General features: G+C 68.9%; 14 protein-coding genes. 3 read left to right on the top strand and 11 right to left on the bottom strand.

Going from position 1 to position 17,385, the window contains the following annotated elements:
* Positions 1-4: 4 nt before the first annotated feature.
* The 6 genes from ACN6LB_RS26470 to ACN6LB_RS26445 form a co-directional block, all read right to left on the bottom strand.
* Positions 5-745, bottom strand: a complete 741-nt coding sequence (locus ACN6LB_RS26470) for an ABC transporter permease (RefSeq protein ID WP_445028108.1) — start codon at positions 743-745, stop codon at positions 5-7.
* A complete protein-coding gene (locus ACN6LB_RS26465; RefSeq protein ID WP_445028107.1) occupies positions 742-1,668 on the bottom strand; it encodes an ABC transporter ATP-binding protein in 927 nt (308 codons plus the stop codon). Before ACN6LB_RS26465 ends, ACN6LB_RS26470 begins: the two co-directional genes overlap by 4 nt.
* A 203-nt stretch (positions 1,669-1,871) precedes the next feature.
* Entirely contained in the window at positions 1,872-4,160 is a 2,289-nt protein-coding gene (locus ACN6LB_RS26460; protein ID WP_445028106.1) for a hypothetical protein, read from the bottom strand.
* A gap of 197 nt (positions 4,161-4,357) precedes the next feature.
* Positions 4,358-4,777, bottom strand: a complete 420-nt coding sequence (locus ACN6LB_RS26455) for a DUF6113 family protein (protein WP_445028105.1) — start codon at positions 4,775-4,777, stop codon at positions 4,358-4,360.
* Positions 4,777-5,658: an N-acetyl-1-D-myo-inositol-2-amino-2-deoxy-alpha-D-glucopyranoside deacetylase gene (gene mshB / locus ACN6LB_RS26450; RefSeq protein ID WP_356136843.1), complete on the bottom strand. Its 882-nt coding sequence runs from the start codon at positions 5,656-5,658 to the stop codon at positions 4,777-4,779. The genes ACN6LB_RS26455 and mshB overlap by 1 nt, the downstream gene beginning before the upstream one ends.
* A 30-nt stretch (positions 5,659-5,688) precedes the next feature.
* The gene (locus tag ACN6LB_RS26445; RefSeq protein WP_356136841.1) at positions 5,689-5,883 is read right to left on the bottom strand and encodes a hypothetical protein; all 195 of its coding nucleotides are present in this window, start codon (positions 5,881-5,883) and stop codon (positions 5,689-5,691) included.
* Between the two features lie 183 nt (positions 5,884-6,066).
* Between ACN6LB_RS26445 and ACN6LB_RS26440 the strand changes: the two genes are divergently transcribed.
* A complete protein-coding gene (locus tag ACN6LB_RS26440; RefSeq protein WP_445028104.1) occupies positions 6,067-8,184 on the top strand; it encodes a prolyl oligopeptidase family serine peptidase in 2,118 nt (705 codons plus the stop codon).
* Positions 8,185-8,333: 149 nt separating this feature from the next.
* On the opposite strand, the gene ACN6LB_RS26435 is transcribed toward ACN6LB_RS26440, so the two are convergent.
* The 5 genes from ACN6LB_RS26435 to ACN6LB_RS26415 are packed head-to-tail and all read right to left on the bottom strand — an operon-like array spanning position 8,334 to position 13,996.
* Positions 8,334-9,371 (bottom strand): ABC transporter ATP-binding protein, encoded by a 1,038-nt coding sequence (locus ACN6LB_RS26435; protein ID WP_445028103.1) that lies wholly within the window; start codon positions 9,369-9,371, stop codon positions 8,334-8,336.
* On the bottom strand, positions 9,364-10,338 hold the full coding sequence (locus ACN6LB_RS26430) for an ABC transporter ATP-binding protein (protein ID WP_445028102.1): 975 nt from the start codon (positions 10,336-10,338) through the stop codon (positions 9,364-9,366). The genes ACN6LB_RS26435 and ACN6LB_RS26430 overlap by 8 nt, the downstream gene beginning before the upstream one ends.
* A gap of 9 nt (positions 10,339-10,347) precedes the next feature.
* On the bottom strand, positions 10,348-11,388 hold the full coding sequence (locus ACN6LB_RS26425; protein WP_445028101.1) for an ABC transporter permease: 1,041 nt from the start codon (positions 11,386-11,388) through the stop codon (positions 10,348-10,350).
* The gene (locus ACN6LB_RS26420) at positions 11,381-12,304 is read right to left on the bottom strand and encodes an ABC transporter permease (protein ID WP_445028100.1); all 924 of its coding nucleotides are present in this window, start codon (positions 12,302-12,304) and stop codon (positions 11,381-11,383) included. The genes ACN6LB_RS26425 and ACN6LB_RS26420 overlap by 8 nt, the downstream gene beginning before the upstream one ends.
* 57 nt (positions 12,305-12,361) lie before the next feature.
* On the bottom strand, positions 12,362-13,996 hold the full coding sequence (locus ACN6LB_RS26415; protein WP_445028099.1) for a peptide ABC transporter substrate-binding protein: 1,635 nt from the start codon (positions 13,994-13,996) through the stop codon (positions 12,362-12,364).
* Positions 13,997-14,452: 456 nt separating this feature from the next.
* On the opposite strand from ACN6LB_RS26415, the gene ACN6LB_RS26410 reads away from it, so the two are divergent.
* Together ACN6LB_RS26410 and ACN6LB_RS26405 are read left to right on the top strand one after the other, a co-directional pair.
* The gene (locus ACN6LB_RS26410; RefSeq protein ID WP_445028098.1) at positions 14,453-15,481 is read left to right on the top strand and encodes an ABC transporter permease; all 1,029 of its coding nucleotides are present in this window, start codon (positions 14,453-14,455) and stop codon (positions 15,479-15,481) included.
* 79 nt (positions 15,482-15,560) lie between these two features.
* On the top strand, positions 15,561-17,345 hold the full coding sequence (locus tag ACN6LB_RS26405) for an ABC transporter substrate-binding protein (RefSeq protein WP_445028097.1): 1,785 nt from the start codon (positions 15,561-15,563) through the stop codon (positions 17,343-17,345).
* Positions 17,346-17,385 lie beyond the last annotated feature (40 nt).

The raw sequence follows: 17,385 nt of genomic DNA, 5'->3' as shown, positions 1-17,385 counted from the left end.
GCGTTCACGCCTTCAGCGTGTCCTTCCGGTACAGCCACGCCGCACCGCCCGTGAAGAGGGCGAAGGAGACGGCGAGGATGGCGATGTCCTTGGCGTGCGGGGCGTGGCTCTGTTCGATTGCCTGCCCCAGGGCAGCGTACGCGTGGGTGGGCAGCCACTTGGCGATGCTCTGCAGCCAGTCCGGGAAGGTCGTCGTGGGCATCCACAGGCCGCCGAGCATGGAGAGCCCGAAGTAGGTGATCATCGTGATCGGGCGGACCGCGTCGCCGCTGGCGAGATAACCGATGGCGACGCCGAGCGCGGCGAAGACCAGGCTGCCGGCCCAGATGGTGCCGGTGAGCGCGAACCACTGCCAGGCGTCCAGGCGTACGTCCTTCACGGCCGCGGCGACCACGAAGACGATCACGATCGAGGGCAGGCTGATCACGGCGGCGCTCGCGGTCTTGGCGAGGACGTAGCCGCGGCCCGGCAGGGTGGTCAGCCGCAGCTGCCGTACCCAGCCGCTCTCGCGTTCCTTGGCGATGCGCTCGCTGTTGCCCATCAGGACGGCGGTCAGGGCGCCGAAGGAGGCCATGGAGACCATGAAGAAGGTCGGGAGCGTCAGCCCCGTGCCGTCGACCTTGGTGGTGCTGTCCGCGCTGCCCGCGATCAGCAGGAACAGGGCCGAGGGGTAGATCACCGAGAAGAAGAGGAACTTGCGGTTGCGCAGGGCGCGGGTGATTTCGAGCTTGATGAGGCTGTTCACTTCTGCTTCGCCTCCTCGGCGGCGGTGATGGCGACGAAGGCCTGCTCGAGACCGAGCCCGGCGACTTCGAGGTTGCGGGGGTAGACGCCGAGCCCGTACAGCGCGTGGACGGTCGCGTCGGCGTCGGTCGACTGGATGCGGACCGTGTGTCCGGACACGTCGAGGGAGCTCAGGAAGGGCAGGGCGCGCAGCGGGGCCTCGTCGATCGGACCCTCCAGGTCGAAGGAGACGCGGCGGGCGCCGGCCTTCGCCTTGATCTCGGCGGCGGTGCCGTCGGCGAGGAGCCGCCCCCGGTGCAGCACGAGCACCCGGTCGGCGATCGCGTCGGCCTCCTCCAGGTAGTGCGTGGCGAACAGGACCGTACGGCCCTGGTCGGCCTGCTCGCGCATGGTGGCCCAGAAGGCCTGGCGGGCGGAGACGTCCATGCCGGTGGTCGGCTCGTCGAGGACGATCAGGTCGCTGTCGCCCGCGGTGGCGAGCGCGAAGCGGACGCGCTGTTCCTGGCCGCCGGAGAGCTTGTTGACCTTGCGGTCGGCGATCTGGGAGATCCCGGCGCGGGCGAGCACGTCGGTGGCGCGGTACGGGCGAGGGTGCAGGTCGCAGGCGAGCTTCACCAGCTCGGCGACCGTGACCTCGTCCATCAGTCCGCCGCTCTGCAGCATGGCGCCCACGCGTCCGGCGACGATCGCCTCGCGGGGGCTGGTGCCGAACACCCGGACCGTGCCGCTGTCGGCGTGCTTGAGCCCGAGGAGCAGGTCGAGCGTGGTCGACTTGCCGGCTCCGTTCGGGCCGAGCAGGGCGACGGTCTCGCCGGGGTGCAGGTCGAGCGTGAGCCCGTCCACGGCCCGGACGTCCCCGTAGGTCTTGGTCACCTGGTCGAACCCGACCACCGAACCGGTGGTCCTCTCCGCTGTCGTCGTCATGTGATCCATGGTGGCCGCGCCCGGGGTGCGCCCGGCAGTGCCGACTGTCGCGACTCCGGGATGACAGATGTCATGGACGCCACGGTGACCTGGCCGGGTCGGGCGCGTCCCCGTCGTGGCCGGACCCGGCCGTACGACAAGAGGGCGCCCAGGTCATGGGATCCCATGACCTGGGCGCCCTCTGCGCTCGTGAGGCGTGTCCGCTAGCTCGGGTTGGTCGGGATGGTGACGATCCGGGCCGCCGGTGTCGTGCCGCGCAGCGCCGTGCCGAGGGCCACCGCGACGTCCTCGGGGCTCACCGGCTTCTTGCTGCCGTTGCCCTTGGTGATCGTGACGCCGTCGAAGGCACCGCCGTACAGCTCCTTGAGGACCGCGAGGTCGTAGTGCTCGACGAGCTTGCCGTCGACCGCCTGCACGCTCAGGAACTTGTAGATCGATTTCTCCGGGCTGAACAGCACGAAGTGCGTGGCGTCCGTGCGCACCGTGACCAGGCCCGACATCGCCGGCTCGGCGAACTTCTTCAGCATCCGGTCGACCTCGGCGTTCGGGATCGTCGGCTGACGGGTCTTGGTGGCCACCTTGACCGGCGTGGTCGTGTTGGTCTCCACCTGGGTGCGGTACGCCTCCTCGACGGCCGTCATGGACGGCGCGACGTCGATGCCCTTGCCCGCCTTGCCGTACACGGCGACGGCCTTGCCGGACTGGAACTTGATCGTGCCGTCCGCCGCCGAGCCGGAGCCGCCCGCGGCCCGCTCCAGGGCGGCCTGCAGCTTCTCCTCGTCGACGGGCATGACGGGGTCGATCACCCGCTGCTGCCCGAACAGCGAACCGATCACCGAGACCGGGTTGTAGTCGCTGGTCGCGGCGGCGCTGACGGTGGCCTTGCTGTCGAGCTGAAGGCCCGACTGGTCCGGCTTGAGGGACACCGTGTCGCCGTCGACCGACAGCTTCAGCGCCTTGTTCGTACGGTCGCCGAAGGCGTCGTCGAGCTTCTTGACGGCCTCGTCGCGCGTGCCGCCGCCGATGTCGACGCCGAGCACGGTGGTGCCCTTGGGCACGTCGGAGTGGTTCATCAGGAGCCCGGCGCCGTAGGCACCGCCGCCGATGACCACCACGCCGACCACCAGGAGCATCAGCTTGCTGCGCCCCTTCTTCTTGGCGGCGGGCTTCGCGGAGCTCGCGGCCGGCGGGGTCACCGGGTCCGGCAGCTTCGGCGGGGTGTGCGGCAGCGGTCCGTCGGTGTGCGCGCCCGGCCCGAACGGGGAGTTCTGGGTGGCCGGGACGACGGGGATGCCGCTGGTCAGGGTGTGCCCGGAGACGTTGTCGCCGGGGGCTCCGTAGCCCTGGCCGCCCGGTTCGGGGGCCGGCTTCTGCGGCGTGAGGATCGCGGTGTCGTCGCTGAGCCCGCCACCGGGACCGCCGAGGCCGCTGTGACCGCCGGGGCCGGGGTATCCGGCACCGGGGCCGCCCTGACCGCCCTGGCCACCGGGGCCGCCCGGACCACCGGGGCCGCCCTGGCCCATGCCGGGACCACCGGGTCGGCCCGGACCCGCGGCCAGGCTGCCCGGACGTACGCCCGGACCGGCCGGGGGCACCAGCGGTCCGTCGCCCGTGACCGGACCGCCGGTCGGGCCCGCGGGGCCGCGGCCGGTGCCCTCGGAGAAGTACGGGAGGTCGTCGCGCCGGGGCTCCCCGGCAGCGTCGGAGCCGGGCAGCGGGAAGGACCCGGTGCTGCCCGTCAGCGCCGCGGAGACGTCGAAGGAACCGGTGCCGCCGCCATGGCCGGGGGCCACGGGACCGGCGCCGGTGGCACCGGGCAGCCCGGCACCGTTCGTACCGCCGCCCGGACGGGGACCGCTGCCGACCGGTCCGCCGCCGGGCCGGGGGCCGGCACCGTTCGCCGCGGAGGGACGCGCACCGCCGGGAGCACCCTGCGCACCCTGGCGCCCGGAACCTCCCGAAGGACCGGAAAAGGGCGAAGGACCGCCGGGACCGGTAGGAGCGGAAGGTCCCGAAGGTGCCGGAGCTCCCGAACTGCCCTGCAGGCCCGCTCCGTTGGTGGAGCCGCCGCCCTGGCCTCCCGTGGGGGCACTGGACTTGCGCGGCGCAAACCAGTTGTTCTGCTTCTCCCCGGCCGGAGCCGCGGGATCGGCGGCCGACGCTGCGGGCGCGGGCGGACTCGCGCCGCCCGCGACCCCGGCCGGCTCCGCGCCGCCGCCGTCGGTGCCCTCGGCGGACGCGTCCGCGTCACCCACCGGGGTGCGCACGACGACCGGCGGAATCGGCCGGGATCCGGGGATGTTGATCCGGATCCGGGTCGTCAGCGTGGTCTCGGTCCTGCGCTCCTCCGGAGGCGTGCCGGCGGCCGAACGGCCCTCGTCGGCACCGTTTTCGGACGCGGCAGGCGTGCCGTACGGCGGCGTCCCCGACGGGTACGCCGCTCCACCGCGCCCGTTGGGCCCGGAGGACGAACTGTCAGTTTCACGACTCAAGGCAGGTTCTCCCGGTTGGCTCCGCCGCCCGTGTACTCGATCTCATTTCTGGGGGTCCCCGCTGCTCGAACGAAGTCGAGAACTCGGGGGAGGCTCGGCGCGCGCACCACCATACTGGCCGTGCCCGGCGCGCAAACCGCGCCCGCGAAGGAAACCCCCACGGGACCCGCACGTCCGTGATACGGAAAAGTAGTACGTCACTTGCCAAGTCGGACGGCGGGGCCGCCCGGTTGCCGCCCCTGGCCAAGCGTGGCGCACATCACACCGACTGCCATGCCGCCGAGCAGGAAGAGGTAGGAGCCCAGTCCCGCGCCGAAAAGGAAGTCCCCTTCGGGGCGGGTGGAGGTGAGCAGGACGACGGCGATCATCCAGCCCACCGCGGGCGCAACGGCCCCCGCCCTGGAGCCGGTCGCGCGCGATCCGCCCAGGAAGAGTCCGGCCGCGCCCGCCAGGGAGAGCAGCAACCCGCCCGGGAACCAGGCGGCTTGCATGAGCGCCCCGGCCGCCCCGACCACGGCGCCGAGCACGAAGAGCCCGAGGTAGGCGGCGATCCGTCCACCGGAGGGCCGCACCAGGGGCTGCGCGAGGGCACTGCCCTGCCTGCCTGCCGTACTCATCACAAAGCCCCTTCGAACAGGTCCGTCTCACGCGTCTTCGGCGCCCCGGCGAGCACCAACTCGTAGTACTCGGTGGTGAAGAGCGGCTGCCCAAGGTCGTTGGAGAGCACGAACCACGGCTCGGTCACGGTGATCTGGGTGGCGTGCGCGCGCATCGCGGCGGCCTTGGCGGCGGCGTACGCGCTGCCGTCGATCTCTGTGGTGATCACCGAGTCGTCGACCACACCCGGTACGTCGCCGATCGCGGCGGACGCCGAGAAGGGCAGCTCCGGCAGTGCGTCCCGCAGCCGCGCGAAGCTCTCCTCGGCGACCGTGCGCGGCACCCGGTTCCAGTAGGTCTTGGCGATGCGCCAGGGCTCGCCGAGGCCGGGCCGGAAGGCGGCGTCGGCGGCCAGCTCGGCGCCGCGCATGGCGACGCGGTGCGCCTGAATGTGGTCAGGGTGCCCATAACCCCCATCGGGGTCATAGGTGACGAGCACCTGGGGCCGTACCTCGCGGATGACTTCGACGAGGTGGGCGGCGGCCTCGTCCAGGTCGGCGGCCCAGAAGGCGCCGGCGCGGTGGTTCTGCTCGACGCCCATCATCCCGGAGTCGCGGAAACGGCCGGGCCCGCCGAGGAACCGGTGATCCGTGACGCCGAGCTCCTTCATGGCGGCGGCCAGCTCACCGGTCCGGTACGGGCCCAGGGTGTCCTCGCGATCGGGCGCGAGGTGCGCGAGCTCGGGCGGGATGACCTCGCCCTCCTCGCCGAGCGTGCAGGTCACCAGCGTCACATGGGCGCCCTCGGCCGCATACCTGGCCATGGTCGCGCCATTGTTGATCGACTCGTCGTCCGGATGCGCGTGCACCAGGAGCAGACGCCGGTCGGGCAGTTCCGTCATGGTCCCCACCCTACGAGGCGACCACTGCGGTCAGAACTTGATGCTGCCGATCATCCCCGCGATGTTCGTCGTCAGCTCACTGATCGTGGGTGCCACCGTCGAGGAGGCGAGATAGAAGCCGAGCAGGACGCAGACGATCGCGTGCGCGGCCTTCAACCCTGACTTCTTGACCAGGATGAAGACGATGATCGCCAGCAGCACCACCGCCGAAATCGAGAGTGCCACGGCGGCTCACCTCCAAAGAACCCAGGGACCGGGGGCCGGACAGGGGGTCGTACGGGGACGGCAAATCCATACAGCAGCCAGCAGGTTCATACCCACACAGCGCTAGTGATCATAACTATCCGTACGCGCGCATCGATCGGCGCACGGCCGCACAAGGGGGCGCATGGCCAATATGGTCGGGGCATGACGACCGAGCCTCTCTCCTTCCCGCGCCTGTCCGCGCGTACGCAGCGGTTCACCTGCGGTGCGCCGCGTGCGTTCGCCGTGGCCCCCGACGGTTCCCGTGTCGTGTTCCTGCGTTCCCGCTCCGGTACGGACCGGGCGAATCTGCTGTGGGTCCTCGATGTCGCGGACGGCGCCGAGCGGGTCGCGGCCGACCCGCTCGCGCTGCTCGGAGGCGCCGGCGAGCGTCTGTCCGTCCAGGAGCGGGCGCGCCGTGAGCGCAGCCGCGAGGGCGGTGCCGGAGTGGTCGGCTACGCCACCGACGCGGCGGTGGAGTTGGCCTCTTTCGCCTTGTCGGGGCGGCTTTTCACGGCGGAGCTGCGGGCCGGCACGGCACGTGAACTGCGGGTCCCCGGGCCGGTGATCGACCCGCGCCCCTCCCCCGACGGACGGCTCGTCGCCTACGTCACGGGCGGCGCCCTGCGGGTGGTCGGCGCCGAGGGCGAGGGTGACCGGGCGCTGCTGGAGCCCGAGTCGGAGACGGTCACCTACGGGCTCGCCGAGTTCATCGCGGCCGAGGAGATGTCCCGCTCGCGCGGCTTCTGGTGGTCGCCGGAGTCGGACCGGCTGCTGGTCGCCCGGGTCGACGACGCGCCCGTCCAGCGCTGGTGGATCTCCGATCCCGCGCACCCGGAGCGCGATCCGCAGCAGGTCGCGTATCCGGCGGCGGGCACCCCCAACGCGGACGTACGGCTCTTTGTGACCGGGCTGGACGGGACGCGCACGGAGGTCGCCTGGGACCGGGCCCGCTACCCGTATCTGGCGCATGTGCACTGGTCAGCGGCGGGTGCGCCGCTGATTCTGGTGCAGGCGCGGGACCAGCACAGTCAGCTGTTCCTGGCCGTGGACCCGGACACCGGGGCGACCCGGATGGTGCATGCCGACGAAGATCCACAATGGCTTGATCTTTTCCCCGGCGTACCGTCCTGGAGCCCGGGCGGACAGCTCGTGAGGATCGCCGACGAGGGCGGCGCACGTGTCCTCGCCTTCGGCGAACGCCTGCTGACGGGACCGCAGTTGCATCTGCGCGCGGTTCTCGACGTGTCGGACGACAACGTGCTGGTCTCGGCGTCGGCGGGCGAGGCGGCAGCGGCCCCCGAGGTCGGCGAGGTGCATGTCTATCGCGTCAATGAGCTCGGAGTGGAGCGCGTCTCGCAAGAGCCAGGCGTGCACTCGGCGGTGCGCGCCGGGGGCGTGACCGTGCTGGTCTCGGCGGCGCCCGACCGGCCGGGCGCCCAGGTGCAGGTGCTGCGCGACGGCAAGAAGACGGCGACCGTGGCGTCGTACGCGGAACACCCCGGTATGTCCCCGCGCATGACCCTCACCGAAGGGGGCGCGCGCCGCGTGCCGTGCGCCGTGCTGCTGCCCCGGGACCACAAGGAGGGCCTGCTGCCGGTCCTCATGGACCCCTACGGCGGCCCGCACGGGCAGCGGGTGCTCGCCGCGCACAACGCGCACCTGACCTCGCAGTGGTTCGCCGACCAGGGCTTCGCGGTGATCGTCGCCGACGGACGGGGCACGCCCGGCCGCTCCCCCGGCTGGGAGAAGGCGATCAAGGACGACGTGGCCGCGATCGTGGTCCAGGACCAGATCGACGCCCTTCAGGGCCTCGCGGAGACCTTCCCGCTCGACCTGACCCGGGTCGCGATCCGCGGCTGGTCCTTCGGCGGCTATCTGGCGGGGCTCGCGGTGCTGCGCCGCCCCGACGTGTTCCACGCGGGCGTCGTCGGCGCGCCGGTCACCGACCAGCGGCTGTACGACACGCACTACACCGAGCGGTACTTCGGCGATCCGCGCACCCAGCCGGAGGTCTACTCCGCGAACTCGCTGATCGACGACGAGGGGCTGGTCGGCGCCGCGGAGCCCGCCCGCCCGATGCTGATCGTGCACGGTCTCGCCGACGACAACGTGGTGGTCGCCCACAGCCTGCGGCTGTCCTCCGCGCTGCTCGCGGCCGGCCGCCCGCACGAGGTGCTCCCCCTGTCCGGCGTCACCCACCTGACCCCGCAGGAACAGGTCGCGGAGAACCTGCTGCTGCTCCAGGCGGACTTCCTGCGGCGCGCCCTGAAACTGGGCTGAGCAGGCAACGAGCCGGGGCGACATGGCGCGCCCCGGCTCGTCTACGGCACCCGCACGGCCGTACGGTGTTCACCTTGGCCCGTCCGTATATCGGGACCGCTTCCGTCAAGTTGCCTGCGTGTAAACCAAGTTCGTACGGCTTTGTACCGCTATGCCTCCGGCTCGGGAGGCACGACCTGTTTCTCCTCCGCGAAATGGCACGCCGAGTCGTGCGCGGCCGGGCCCTGGAGGTGCCGGAACTCCGCGGGCACCGCGAGCAGCGGGACCTCCAGCGTGCAGCGCTCGCGGGCCTTCCAGCAGCGGGTGCGGAAGCGGCATCCGGAGGGAATGTTCGCCGGGGACGGCACGTCACCGGCGAGGATGATCCGCTCCCGGTGCTCGCGGGCCTCGGGGTCCGGGACGGGCACGGCGGACAGCAGTGCCTGTGTATAAGGATGCGTCGGGTGGTCGTAGATCTCGGCGTCCCTGCCGGTCTCCACGATCCGTCCGAGGTACATCACGCCGACCCGGTCGGAGATGTGCCGCACGATCGAGAGGTCGTGCGCGATGAAGACGTAGCTCAGCTCGAACTCGTCCTGGAGCTTGTCGAGCAGGTTGATCACCTGCGCCTGCACGGACACGTCGAGCGCGGAGACCGGCTCGTCGGCGACGATGATCTCCGGGCGCAGGGCCAACCCCCGGGCGATGCCGATGCGTTGGCGCTGGCCGCCGGAGAACTGGTGCGGATAGCGGTTGATGTACTCGGGGTTGAGCCCCACCACGTCCAGCAGGTCCTGGACCTTCTTGCGGCGGTCGCCCTTCGGCGCGACCTCGGGATGGATCTCGTACGGCTCCCCGATGATGTCGCCCACCGTCATACGGGGGTTGAGCGAGGTGTAGGGGTCCTGGAAGACCATCTGGATGTTGCGGCGCACCGTCTTCAGGGCCCTGCCGGACAGCTTGGTGATGTCCTCGCCCTTGTACTTGATGGTCCCGGCGGTCGGCTTCTCCAGGTTGACCAGCATCTTGGCCACCGTCGACTTGCCGCAGCCGGACTCGCCCACGATGCCGAGGGTCTCGCCCTGGCGGAGTTCGAGATCCACTCCGTCGACGGCTTTGACGGCGCCGATCTGCTTCCTGAACACGATGCCCCGGGTGAGCGGGTAGTGCTTGACGAGCCCGCTGACCTCCAGAATCGACTCAGCCATTCAGGCACTCCCTCCAGAAGTGGCAGGCGCTGCGCCGGTCCTCGTCCACCTCGTACAGCGGCGGCACATCGGTCCGGCAGACGTCCTGGGCCATCGGGCAGCGGGGGTTGAAGGCGCAGCCGGGCGGAATGTGCATCAGGTTCGGCGGCAGGCCCTTGATGGCGTAGAGCTCCTGGCCCTTCTGGTCCAGGCGCGGGATCGATTCCAGCAGGCCCTTGGTGTACGGGTGGGCGGGCGCCTTGTAGATGTCGTGCACCGGCGCCGACTCGACGATCCGGCCCGCGTACATCACGGCGATCCTGTCGGCCACGTCCGCGACCACGCCGAGGTCGTGGGTGATGAGGATGAGCCCCATGTTGAGCTCGCGCTGCAACTCGGCGAGCAGGTCCATCACCTGGGCCTGGACGGTGACGTCGAGGGCGGTGGTCGGTTCGTCGGCGATGATCAGCGCGGGTTCGAGCGCCAGCGCCATGGCGATCATGATGCGCTGGCGCATGCCGCCGGAGAACTGGTGGGGGTAGTCGCGCACACGGTCGGCGGCGGCCGGGATCCGCACCCGGTCCATCAGCTCGATCGCCTTCGTCCGGGCGTCCTTGCGGGACATCCCGCGGTGCACGGTGAACATCTCGCCGAGCTGGTCGCCGACGGACAGCACCGGGTTGAGGGAGGACAGCGCGTCCTGGAAGATCATCGCCATCTCGGCGCCCCGGACCTTGCGCCGCTGGTCCTCCTTGAGCTTGAGCAGGTCCTGGCCCTGGAAGAGGATCTCACCGCCGGTGATCTTGCCGGGCGGCATGTCGAGGATGCCCATCACGGCCTGCGCGGTGACCGACTTACCGGAGCCCGACTCGCCGAGCACGGCGAGCGTCTCGCCCTCGTCCACGCTGTAGTTGACGCCGTTGACGGCCTTGGCGACACCGTCCCGGGTCCTGAACTCCACATGCAGGTCACGCACTTCGAGCAGCATGACGGCGGCTCACCTCAGCTTCGGGTCGAGGGCGTCGCGCACCGCGTCGCCGAGCATGATGAAGGCGAGCACCGTGATCGCCAGGGCCCCGGCCGGCCACAGCAGCATGTGCGGGGCCTGGCGGATGTAGGCGGACGCCGCGGAGATGTCGATGCCCCAGCTCACCGTCGGCGGCTTCAGTCCCACGCCGAGGAAGGAGAGCGTCGCCTCCAGCGAGATGTACGTGCCGAGCGCGATGGTCGCCACGACGATGACCGGCGCGATCGCGTTGGGCGTGATGTGCCGAAGCATCATCCGGGAGTTGGAGGCGCCGAGGGCGCGGGCCGCCTGGACGTAGTCGTTCTGCTTGGTGGTGATGACGGAGCCGCGCGCGATCCGGGAGATCTGCGGCCAGCCGAGCAGAACCATGAACCCGATGACGGGCCAGACCGTATTACTGGTCACGACGGAGAGGAGGACCAGGCCGCCGAGCACCACCGGGATCGCGAAGAAGATGTCGGTGATACGGGACAGGATCGCGTCCGAGACGCCGCCGAAGAACCCGGCGAGCGCACCGAACACCGAGCCGAGAATGGCGACACCGAGGGTGGCGCACACGCCGACGCTGATGGAGACTCGCGTGCCGTAGACGGTTCGCGTGTAGACGTCGCAGCCCTGGCCGTCGAAGCCGAACGGGTGGCCCGGCTGTGAGCCCTCCTGGGCCTTGGAGAGGTCGCAGCTGAGCGGGTTGCCGGAGGCGATCAGCGAGGGCCAGAGCGAGATGACCACCAGGAAGAGGATGACCAGCCCGGAGATCAGGAAGACAGGGTTGCGCCGCAGGTCCCGCCAGGCGTCGGACCAGAGCGAGCGCGGCTTCTCCTGTGGGCCGGTGCCTTCCGGTCCACCGGGCGTCTTCTCCAGCGTCTCGGCCTCGCTGCTGCCGAGGTCCATGGTGCCTCCCATCCCGGTCGGGGCGATGGCGAGGTCTTCGGGAGGAGGACCCGCCGGCCTGGCAGGCAGGGATCCGGACCCCGAATGCGCCTCTGGCTCGTACGGCGGCTGCTCAGGCATAGCGGATCCTCGGGTCGAGTACGGCGTAGAGGAGGTCGACGAGCAGGTTGGCGACCAGGAACACGAGGACGAGCACGGTCACGAAGCCGACGACGGTCTGTGTGTTCTGCCGGACGATGCCCTGGTAGAGCTGGTAGCCGACGCCGTGGATGTTGAAGATCCGCTCGGTGACGATGGCGCCGCCCATCAGTGCGCCGACGTCCGTACCGATGAACGTGACCACGGGGATCAGCGAGTTGCGCAGCAGGTGCTTGGTGATCACCCGGCGCCGGGGCAGGCCCTTGGCGACAGCTGTGCGGACGTAGTCGGACCGCTTGTTCTCCGCGATGGAGGTCCGGGTCAGCCGGGTCACGTACGCGAGGGAGACCGAGGCGAGCACGAGCCCGGGCACGATCAGTTCGCTGAACGTGGCCTCCGCGGAGACCGACGGTTTGATCCAGCCCCACTCGACGCCGAGCAGCAGTTGCAGCAGCAGACCGGTGACGAAGGTCGGCACGGAGATGACGACCAGGGTCAGCAGCAGGACGCCCGTGTCGATGGGCTTTCCGCGCCGCAGGCCGGTGATGACGCCCAGCGCGATGCCGATGATGATCTCGAAGAGGATCGCCACGATCGTCAGCCGGATGGTGACCGGGAAGGCGGTCCGCATCAGCTCGGTGACCTCCTGCCCGTTGAAGGCCGTGCCGAAGTCGCCGGTGAAGACCTTCCCCATGTAGTGCAGGTACTGAAAGAACCAGTTCTCGTCGAGGTTGTACTCCTTGCGCAGCTGCGCGGCCGTGGCGGGGTCGCACTGGCGGTCACCGCACAGGCCCGCGATGGGGTCGCCCATCACGTACACCATGAGGAAGATCAGCAGGGTCGCGCCGATGAAGACCGGGATCATCTGCAGCAGACGCCGGATCACGTACCGTCCCATGGGGGCTCCGGGGTTAGGCGGGACGGCCCCGGTGAAGGAGCCGTCCCGGGCGGCGTCTCAGCTGACCTTGATCTCGTTGTAGACGGGGACGCTGAACTGGTTCAGTGCCACGTTGGAGACCTTGTCCGAGTAGCCGGCGCTGCCGTTCTGGTACCAGAGCGGGATGGCGGCCATGTTGTCGCGCACGACCTCCTCCGCCTGCTGGAAGAGCTTCACGGCCTTGGCGCGGTCGGTCTCGGCGTTCGCCTGGTTGACGAGCTTGTCGAAGTCCTTGTTGGACCACTGGCCGTCGTTGGAGGAGGCGTTGGTGTAGTACAGCGGCTGCAGGAAGTTCTGGATCAGCGGGTAGTCCATCTGCCAGCCGGCCCGGAAGGGACCGGGCATCTTGTGCTGCCCGATCTGGTTGCGGAAGTCGGCGAAGGTGCCGACCGGGTTGCCGACGCACGCCTTGTCGTTGCCCAGGGCGTTGTTGATGGAGTTGCAGACGGCGTCCACCCACTCCTTGTGCGAGCCGGTGTCCGCGTTGTACGAGATCTTGACCTGGCCGCCGGGGATGCCGCCGCCCTCCTGGACGAGCTTCTTCGCCGCGGCCGGGTCGTAGTCGCAGGAGTCGCCGCACAGGCCGTCCTGGAAGCCGCCCTTCTCACCGAGGACCGGGGAGGTCCAGTCGGTGGCCGGGGTGCGGGTCTTCTGGAAGATCGTCTCGGTGATCTGCTTGCGGTTGATCGCCATGGACAGGCCCTTGCGGACCTTCTCCACGCCGCTCGCGTCCCACTTCTTGTCGTAGAAGGGGAAGGCCAGGGTCTGGATGATGCCGGCGGGCGTGTTGATGTAGCGGCCGCTCAGGTCGCTCTTGGCGTTCTTGAGCTGGGAGGCGGGCACGTCGTCGACGAGGTCGAGGTTGCCCGCGAGCAGGTCGGTGTAGGCGGTGTTGTTGTCGGTGTAGACCTTCAGGTCCACCCCGCCGTTCTGCGCCTTGTCCGTGCCGGAGTAGCCGTCCCACTTGCGCAGGGACATCTTCGAGCCCTTGGTGTAGGAGTCGATGGTGTACGGGCCGTTGCCGACCGGCTTCTTCACCCAGGCCGCGTGGTCGTCGAAGAACGCCTTGGGCAGCGGCGAGTAGGCGGCGTAGCCGAGGGTGTCGGGGAAGGTCGAGAACTTCTGGTTGAGCTTGACCGTGAAGGTGTCGGTGCCGGTCACCTTGAGGCCGTCGAGCTTGTCCGCCTTCTGCGAGCCCGAGTCGGGGTGGGTCTTGTCGTAGCCGTCGATGTACCCGAAGAAGTACGCGTTCTTCTGGTTGTTCTTCAGGCTCGCCCCGTAGTTCCAGGCGTCGACGAAGGACTGGGCCGTGACGGCCTCGCCGTTGCTGAACTTCCAGCCATTTTTGATCGTGACCGTGAAGTTCTGCGAGTCGGACGTCTCGATCTTGTCCGCGAGCATGTCCTCGGCGGCGCCGGTCTTGGCGTTGTACCGCTTGAGGCCACGGAAAATCATGTCCATGACCTTGCCGCCCTGCACCTCATTGGTGTTGGCCGGCTCCAGCGGGTTCTGCGGGTCACCCCAGGAGGAGCTCACCACCCCGGAGCCGTCGCCGCCGCCTCCGCTGTCACTCCCCCCGCCTCCGCAGGCGGTCGCCGTCAGGGCTACCGCCGCCGCGCATGCGGCCCATCTGGCGTGCGTGGCTCCACGCATGGAGTGCCTCCTCAGAGTGCGCTGTGTGTGCAGCGCCGGTGCGCTGTGCCTTTTCGCCAATATCAGGGCTACAAGCACATACCGCACATTTACGCCACCCTTTCGGGGGGTACGTCCCCCCGGGCTCGGACGCTCCGGATGCGGGACGCAATGGATCTTCGCCTTCCGATGCCGAACCGTTTGAAAACGCGCACCCTATGTACGCATTCCGAGACACGCGCGTCCGCATATCGAACCTCTTACCCGGTTCGCCCCAGTTGGCCCGAATCCGGACACAGAACGGCCACAGAGCGCTACACGCGTAGTTACGCTAAGGTCAAGCAGAGGTAAAGAAGGTAAAGACAAAACCAAGGGCGGCGAGAATTTATTGACCTTGAATGAATTGCGTTGAAAAAGTCCGGCGTAGCCCGTAGGCGAACCCTGCGGAATCGTTGACCCCTCCGGGCCTGGAGCACCATGACACCCCCTACTCCGTCCGCGGCCGCCCCACTTGAGGTGACCGACGAAGACGCCGCGATACAGACGAAGTCCACCGCTCCGAAGGGCGGCGAGAGCAAGTCTCCCGGGCGGCTCGCCTGGACCCGCTTCAAACGGGATCGCTCGGGTGTCATCTCCGCCTATGTGGTGATCTTCTTCTTCGTCGTGGCGATCGGCGCCCCGCTGATCTCCAAGCTCTACGGCAAGAACCCGTACACGACGTACGGCATGAACATCCCGGGCCTGCTCAACGAGTTCAGCTTCCCGACGAAGGCCAACGGCGGCATCAGCGGCGAGTTCTGGTTCGGCGTCGAGCCGATCCTCGGCCGCGACGTCATGACGTTCCTGCTCTACGGCATGCGCAACTCGCTGCTCATCGCGACCGCGGCCACCCTGATGACGACCCTGCTCGGCGTCGTCATCGGCATCACCGCCGGCTATCTCGGGGGCAAGACCGACTACTTCGTCGGCCGCGTGATCGACATCCTGCTGGCCTTCCCGCAGACGCTGTTCTTCATCGCCTTCTGGCCGGTCGTCCTCGCGATCTTCGTCGCCCCGGACGAGAACACGCCGATCTGGCTGACGGTCACCAGCCTCATCCTCGTGATGACGGCCTTCGGCTGGGCCTCCATCGCCCGTCTGCTCCGCGGTGAGGTACTGGCCCTGCGTGAACGGGAGTTCGTCGAGGCCGCCAAGGTCACAGGCGCCTCGCCCGCGCGGATCATCTTCAAGGAACTGCTGCCCAACCTGTGGACGCCGATCCTGATCCAGTCCACGCTGTTGCTCCCCGCGTACGTCACGGCCGAAGCGGGTCTCGCGTTCCTCGGCGTCGGTCTCACGGACCCCACTCCCGACTGGGGCGTGATGCTCCAGTTCGGCGCCAAGTACTACCAGAACGACATCACCTTCATGCTCTTCCCGGGCTTGTCCATGGTGATCTTCGTAGTGGCCTTCAACCTGCTCGGTGACTCGGTCCGCGACGCGCTGGACCCGAAGACCAAGCGCTGATCTCCCCCCTCCGGCCCGGGCGACGGGGCCCGGCCGGAGTGCACCCCGCACCTCTCCCATCCACAAGAACGGGCCAGGCATGTCTCTTTCCCGCAGAAACTTCGTCATCGCGACGTCAGTCGCCGCGGCAAGCTCGACGCTGCTCTCCGCGTGCAGCAGCGGCGACTCCGGCAGCGGCAGCGGCACTCCGAGCGGCGGCGCCACGGAGTACACCGGTGCCAAGGTCACGGTCGGCACCAAGGAGGACTCGACCGGTCCGGCTCCGGAGATAGCGGGCGCGAAGAAGGGCGGCACGATCTACGGCCTGGCCCCCGACGACTTCTCGCACCTCGACCCGGGGCGCATCTACTACGCGTACAACTCCACCGTCGCGCTGCTCCTGCACCGCTGCCTCACCGGCTACAAGATCGACTCGGCCGGCAAGCAGAAGCTGGTCGGCGACCTCGCCACGGACACCGGCACCATGTCCAACGGCGGCAAGACCTGGACCTTCACGCTGAAGGACGGTCTGAAGTGGCAGGACGGCACCGAGCTCACGGTCGAGGACGTCCGCCACGGCATCGAGCGCCTGTGGGCCAAGTACATCATCGAGTCCGCCAGCTACGTCCAGATCGCCCTCACGGGCAAGGGCGGCAAGTGGCGTGACGCGTACGAGGGCCCCTACAAGGGCAAGCACCTCAGCCAGATCGTGACGGACAAGGCCAAGAAGACCATCACGTTCAACCTGGCCGAGGCCCGTCCGGACTTCAACTTCACGATGGCGATGCACTCGTACGCCGCGGTGTCCCCGAAGTTCGACACCAAGGAGAAGTACGACAAGAACCCGACCTCCTGCGGGCCGTACAAGGTCAAGAGCCACACCATCGACAAGTCGATGGTGCTCGTCCGCAACACCAACTGGGACCCGGCGACGGACTCGATCCGCAACGCCTACCCGGACGGCTTCGAGTTCGACTTCGGCATCGAGACCCTGGACTCCGTCGACCGTCTGATCGCCTCCTCGGGCAAGGACGCGTACGCCGTCTCGATCTACAAGGGCGTGCCCGCCGAGCGCATCCAGAAGGTCCTCACGGACCCGGAGATCAAGAAGCGCACCTTCAACGGTCTGCTCACCGGCACGTACTACTACGCGATCAACACCAAGCGCGTCACCGACCTGAAGGTCCGTCAGGCCCTGAACCACGCCTGGCCGCTCCAGCAGATCCGCCAGGTCTACGGTGGCGCGTCCTCCGGCGACTTCGCGACCACGATCCTCAGCCCCGACATCCTGGGCCGCGAGAAGTTCGACGTCTACGGCAAGCTGACGAAGCCGCAGGGTGACCCGGCGGCCGCGAAGAAGCTGCTGAAGGAAGCCGGCAAGGAAGGCATGAAGATCGTCTACGCCTTCCCGCAGGACCCGACCTACAACAAGACCAAGGTCGTCATCGAGAACGCGCTCAAGGCGGCCGGCTTCACGCCGATCATCAAGCCCGTCGACTCGACGACGTACTACGACCAGATCCAGAAGGTCGACAACAGCTACGACGTCATGTGGTTCGGCTGGTCCCCGGACTGGCCGACCGCCTACACGATGATCCAGCCGCTGTTCGACAGCGCCAACATCGGCGACGGTCTGTACAACGTCTCGCAGACGAACATCCCGTGGATCGACTCGGGCGTCCAGAAGAACATGGTCATCTCCGACCAGAAGAAGGCCGGTGCCGCCTGGGCCGCGCTGGACAAGCGGATCATGGAGGAAGTCGCTCCGATCATCCCCGAGATGTACCAGCGCCGTTACTACGTCTACGGCAACAAGGTCGGCGGCGCCCAGTTCGACCCGAACTTCTCGGCGACCCTGCTCTACAAGACGTACGTGAAGGCCTGACGATCGGCCTAGGGGGGGGGGGGGGGGGGGGGGGGGGGGG

It is taken from the genome of Streptomyces sp. SAS_270 (assembly GCF_052543295.1).
This window is presented reverse-complemented; position numbering and strand designations above follow the sequence as displayed.

What these genes read in the sequence shown, in the direction of transcription:
- ACN6LB_RS26465 (WP_445028107.1), bottom strand. Translation starts at nt 1,668, where the DNA reads ATGACGACGACAGCGGAGAGGACCACCGGTTCGGTGGTCGGGTTCGAC.
- ACN6LB_RS26455 (WP_445028105.1), bottom strand. Translation starts at nt 4,777, where the DNA reads ATGAGTACGGCAGGCAGGCAGGGCAGTGCCCTCGCGCAGCCCCTGGTG.
- mshB (WP_356136843.1), bottom strand. Translation starts at nt 5,658, where the DNA reads ATGACGGAACTGCCCGACCGGCGTCTGCTCCTGGTGCACGCGCATCCG.
- ACN6LB_RS26440 (WP_445028104.1), top strand. Translation starts at nt 6,067, where the DNA reads ATGACGACCGAGCCTCTCTCCTTCCCGCGCCTGTCCGCGCGTACGCAG.
- ACN6LB_RS26435 (WP_445028103.1), bottom strand. Translation starts at nt 9,371, where the DNA reads ATGGCTGAGTCGATTCTGGAGGTCAGCGGGCTCGTCAAGCACTACCCG.
- ACN6LB_RS26430 (WP_445028102.1), bottom strand. Translation starts at nt 10,338, where the DNA reads ATGCTGCTCGAAGTGCGTGACCTGCATGTGGAGTTCAGGACCCGGGAC.
- ACN6LB_RS26425 (WP_445028101.1), bottom strand. Translation starts at nt 11,388, where the DNA reads ATGCCTGAGCAGCCGCCGTACGAGCCAGAGGCGCATTCGGGGTCCGGA.
- ACN6LB_RS26420 (WP_445028100.1), bottom strand. Translation starts at nt 12,304, where the DNA reads ATGGGACGGTACGTGATCCGGCGTCTGCTGCAGATGATCCCGGTCTTC.
- ACN6LB_RS26415 (WP_445028099.1), bottom strand. Translation starts at nt 13,996, where the DNA reads ATGCGTGGAGCCACGCACGCCAGATGGGCCGCATGCGCGGCGGCGGTA.
- ACN6LB_RS26410 (WP_445028098.1), top strand. Translation starts at nt 14,453, where the DNA reads ATGACACCCCCTACTCCGTCCGCGGCCGCCCCACTTGAGGTGACCGAC.
- ACN6LB_RS26405 (WP_445028097.1), top strand. Translation starts at nt 15,561, where the DNA reads ATGTCTCTTTCCCGCAGAAACTTCGTCATCGCGACGTCAGTCGCCGCG.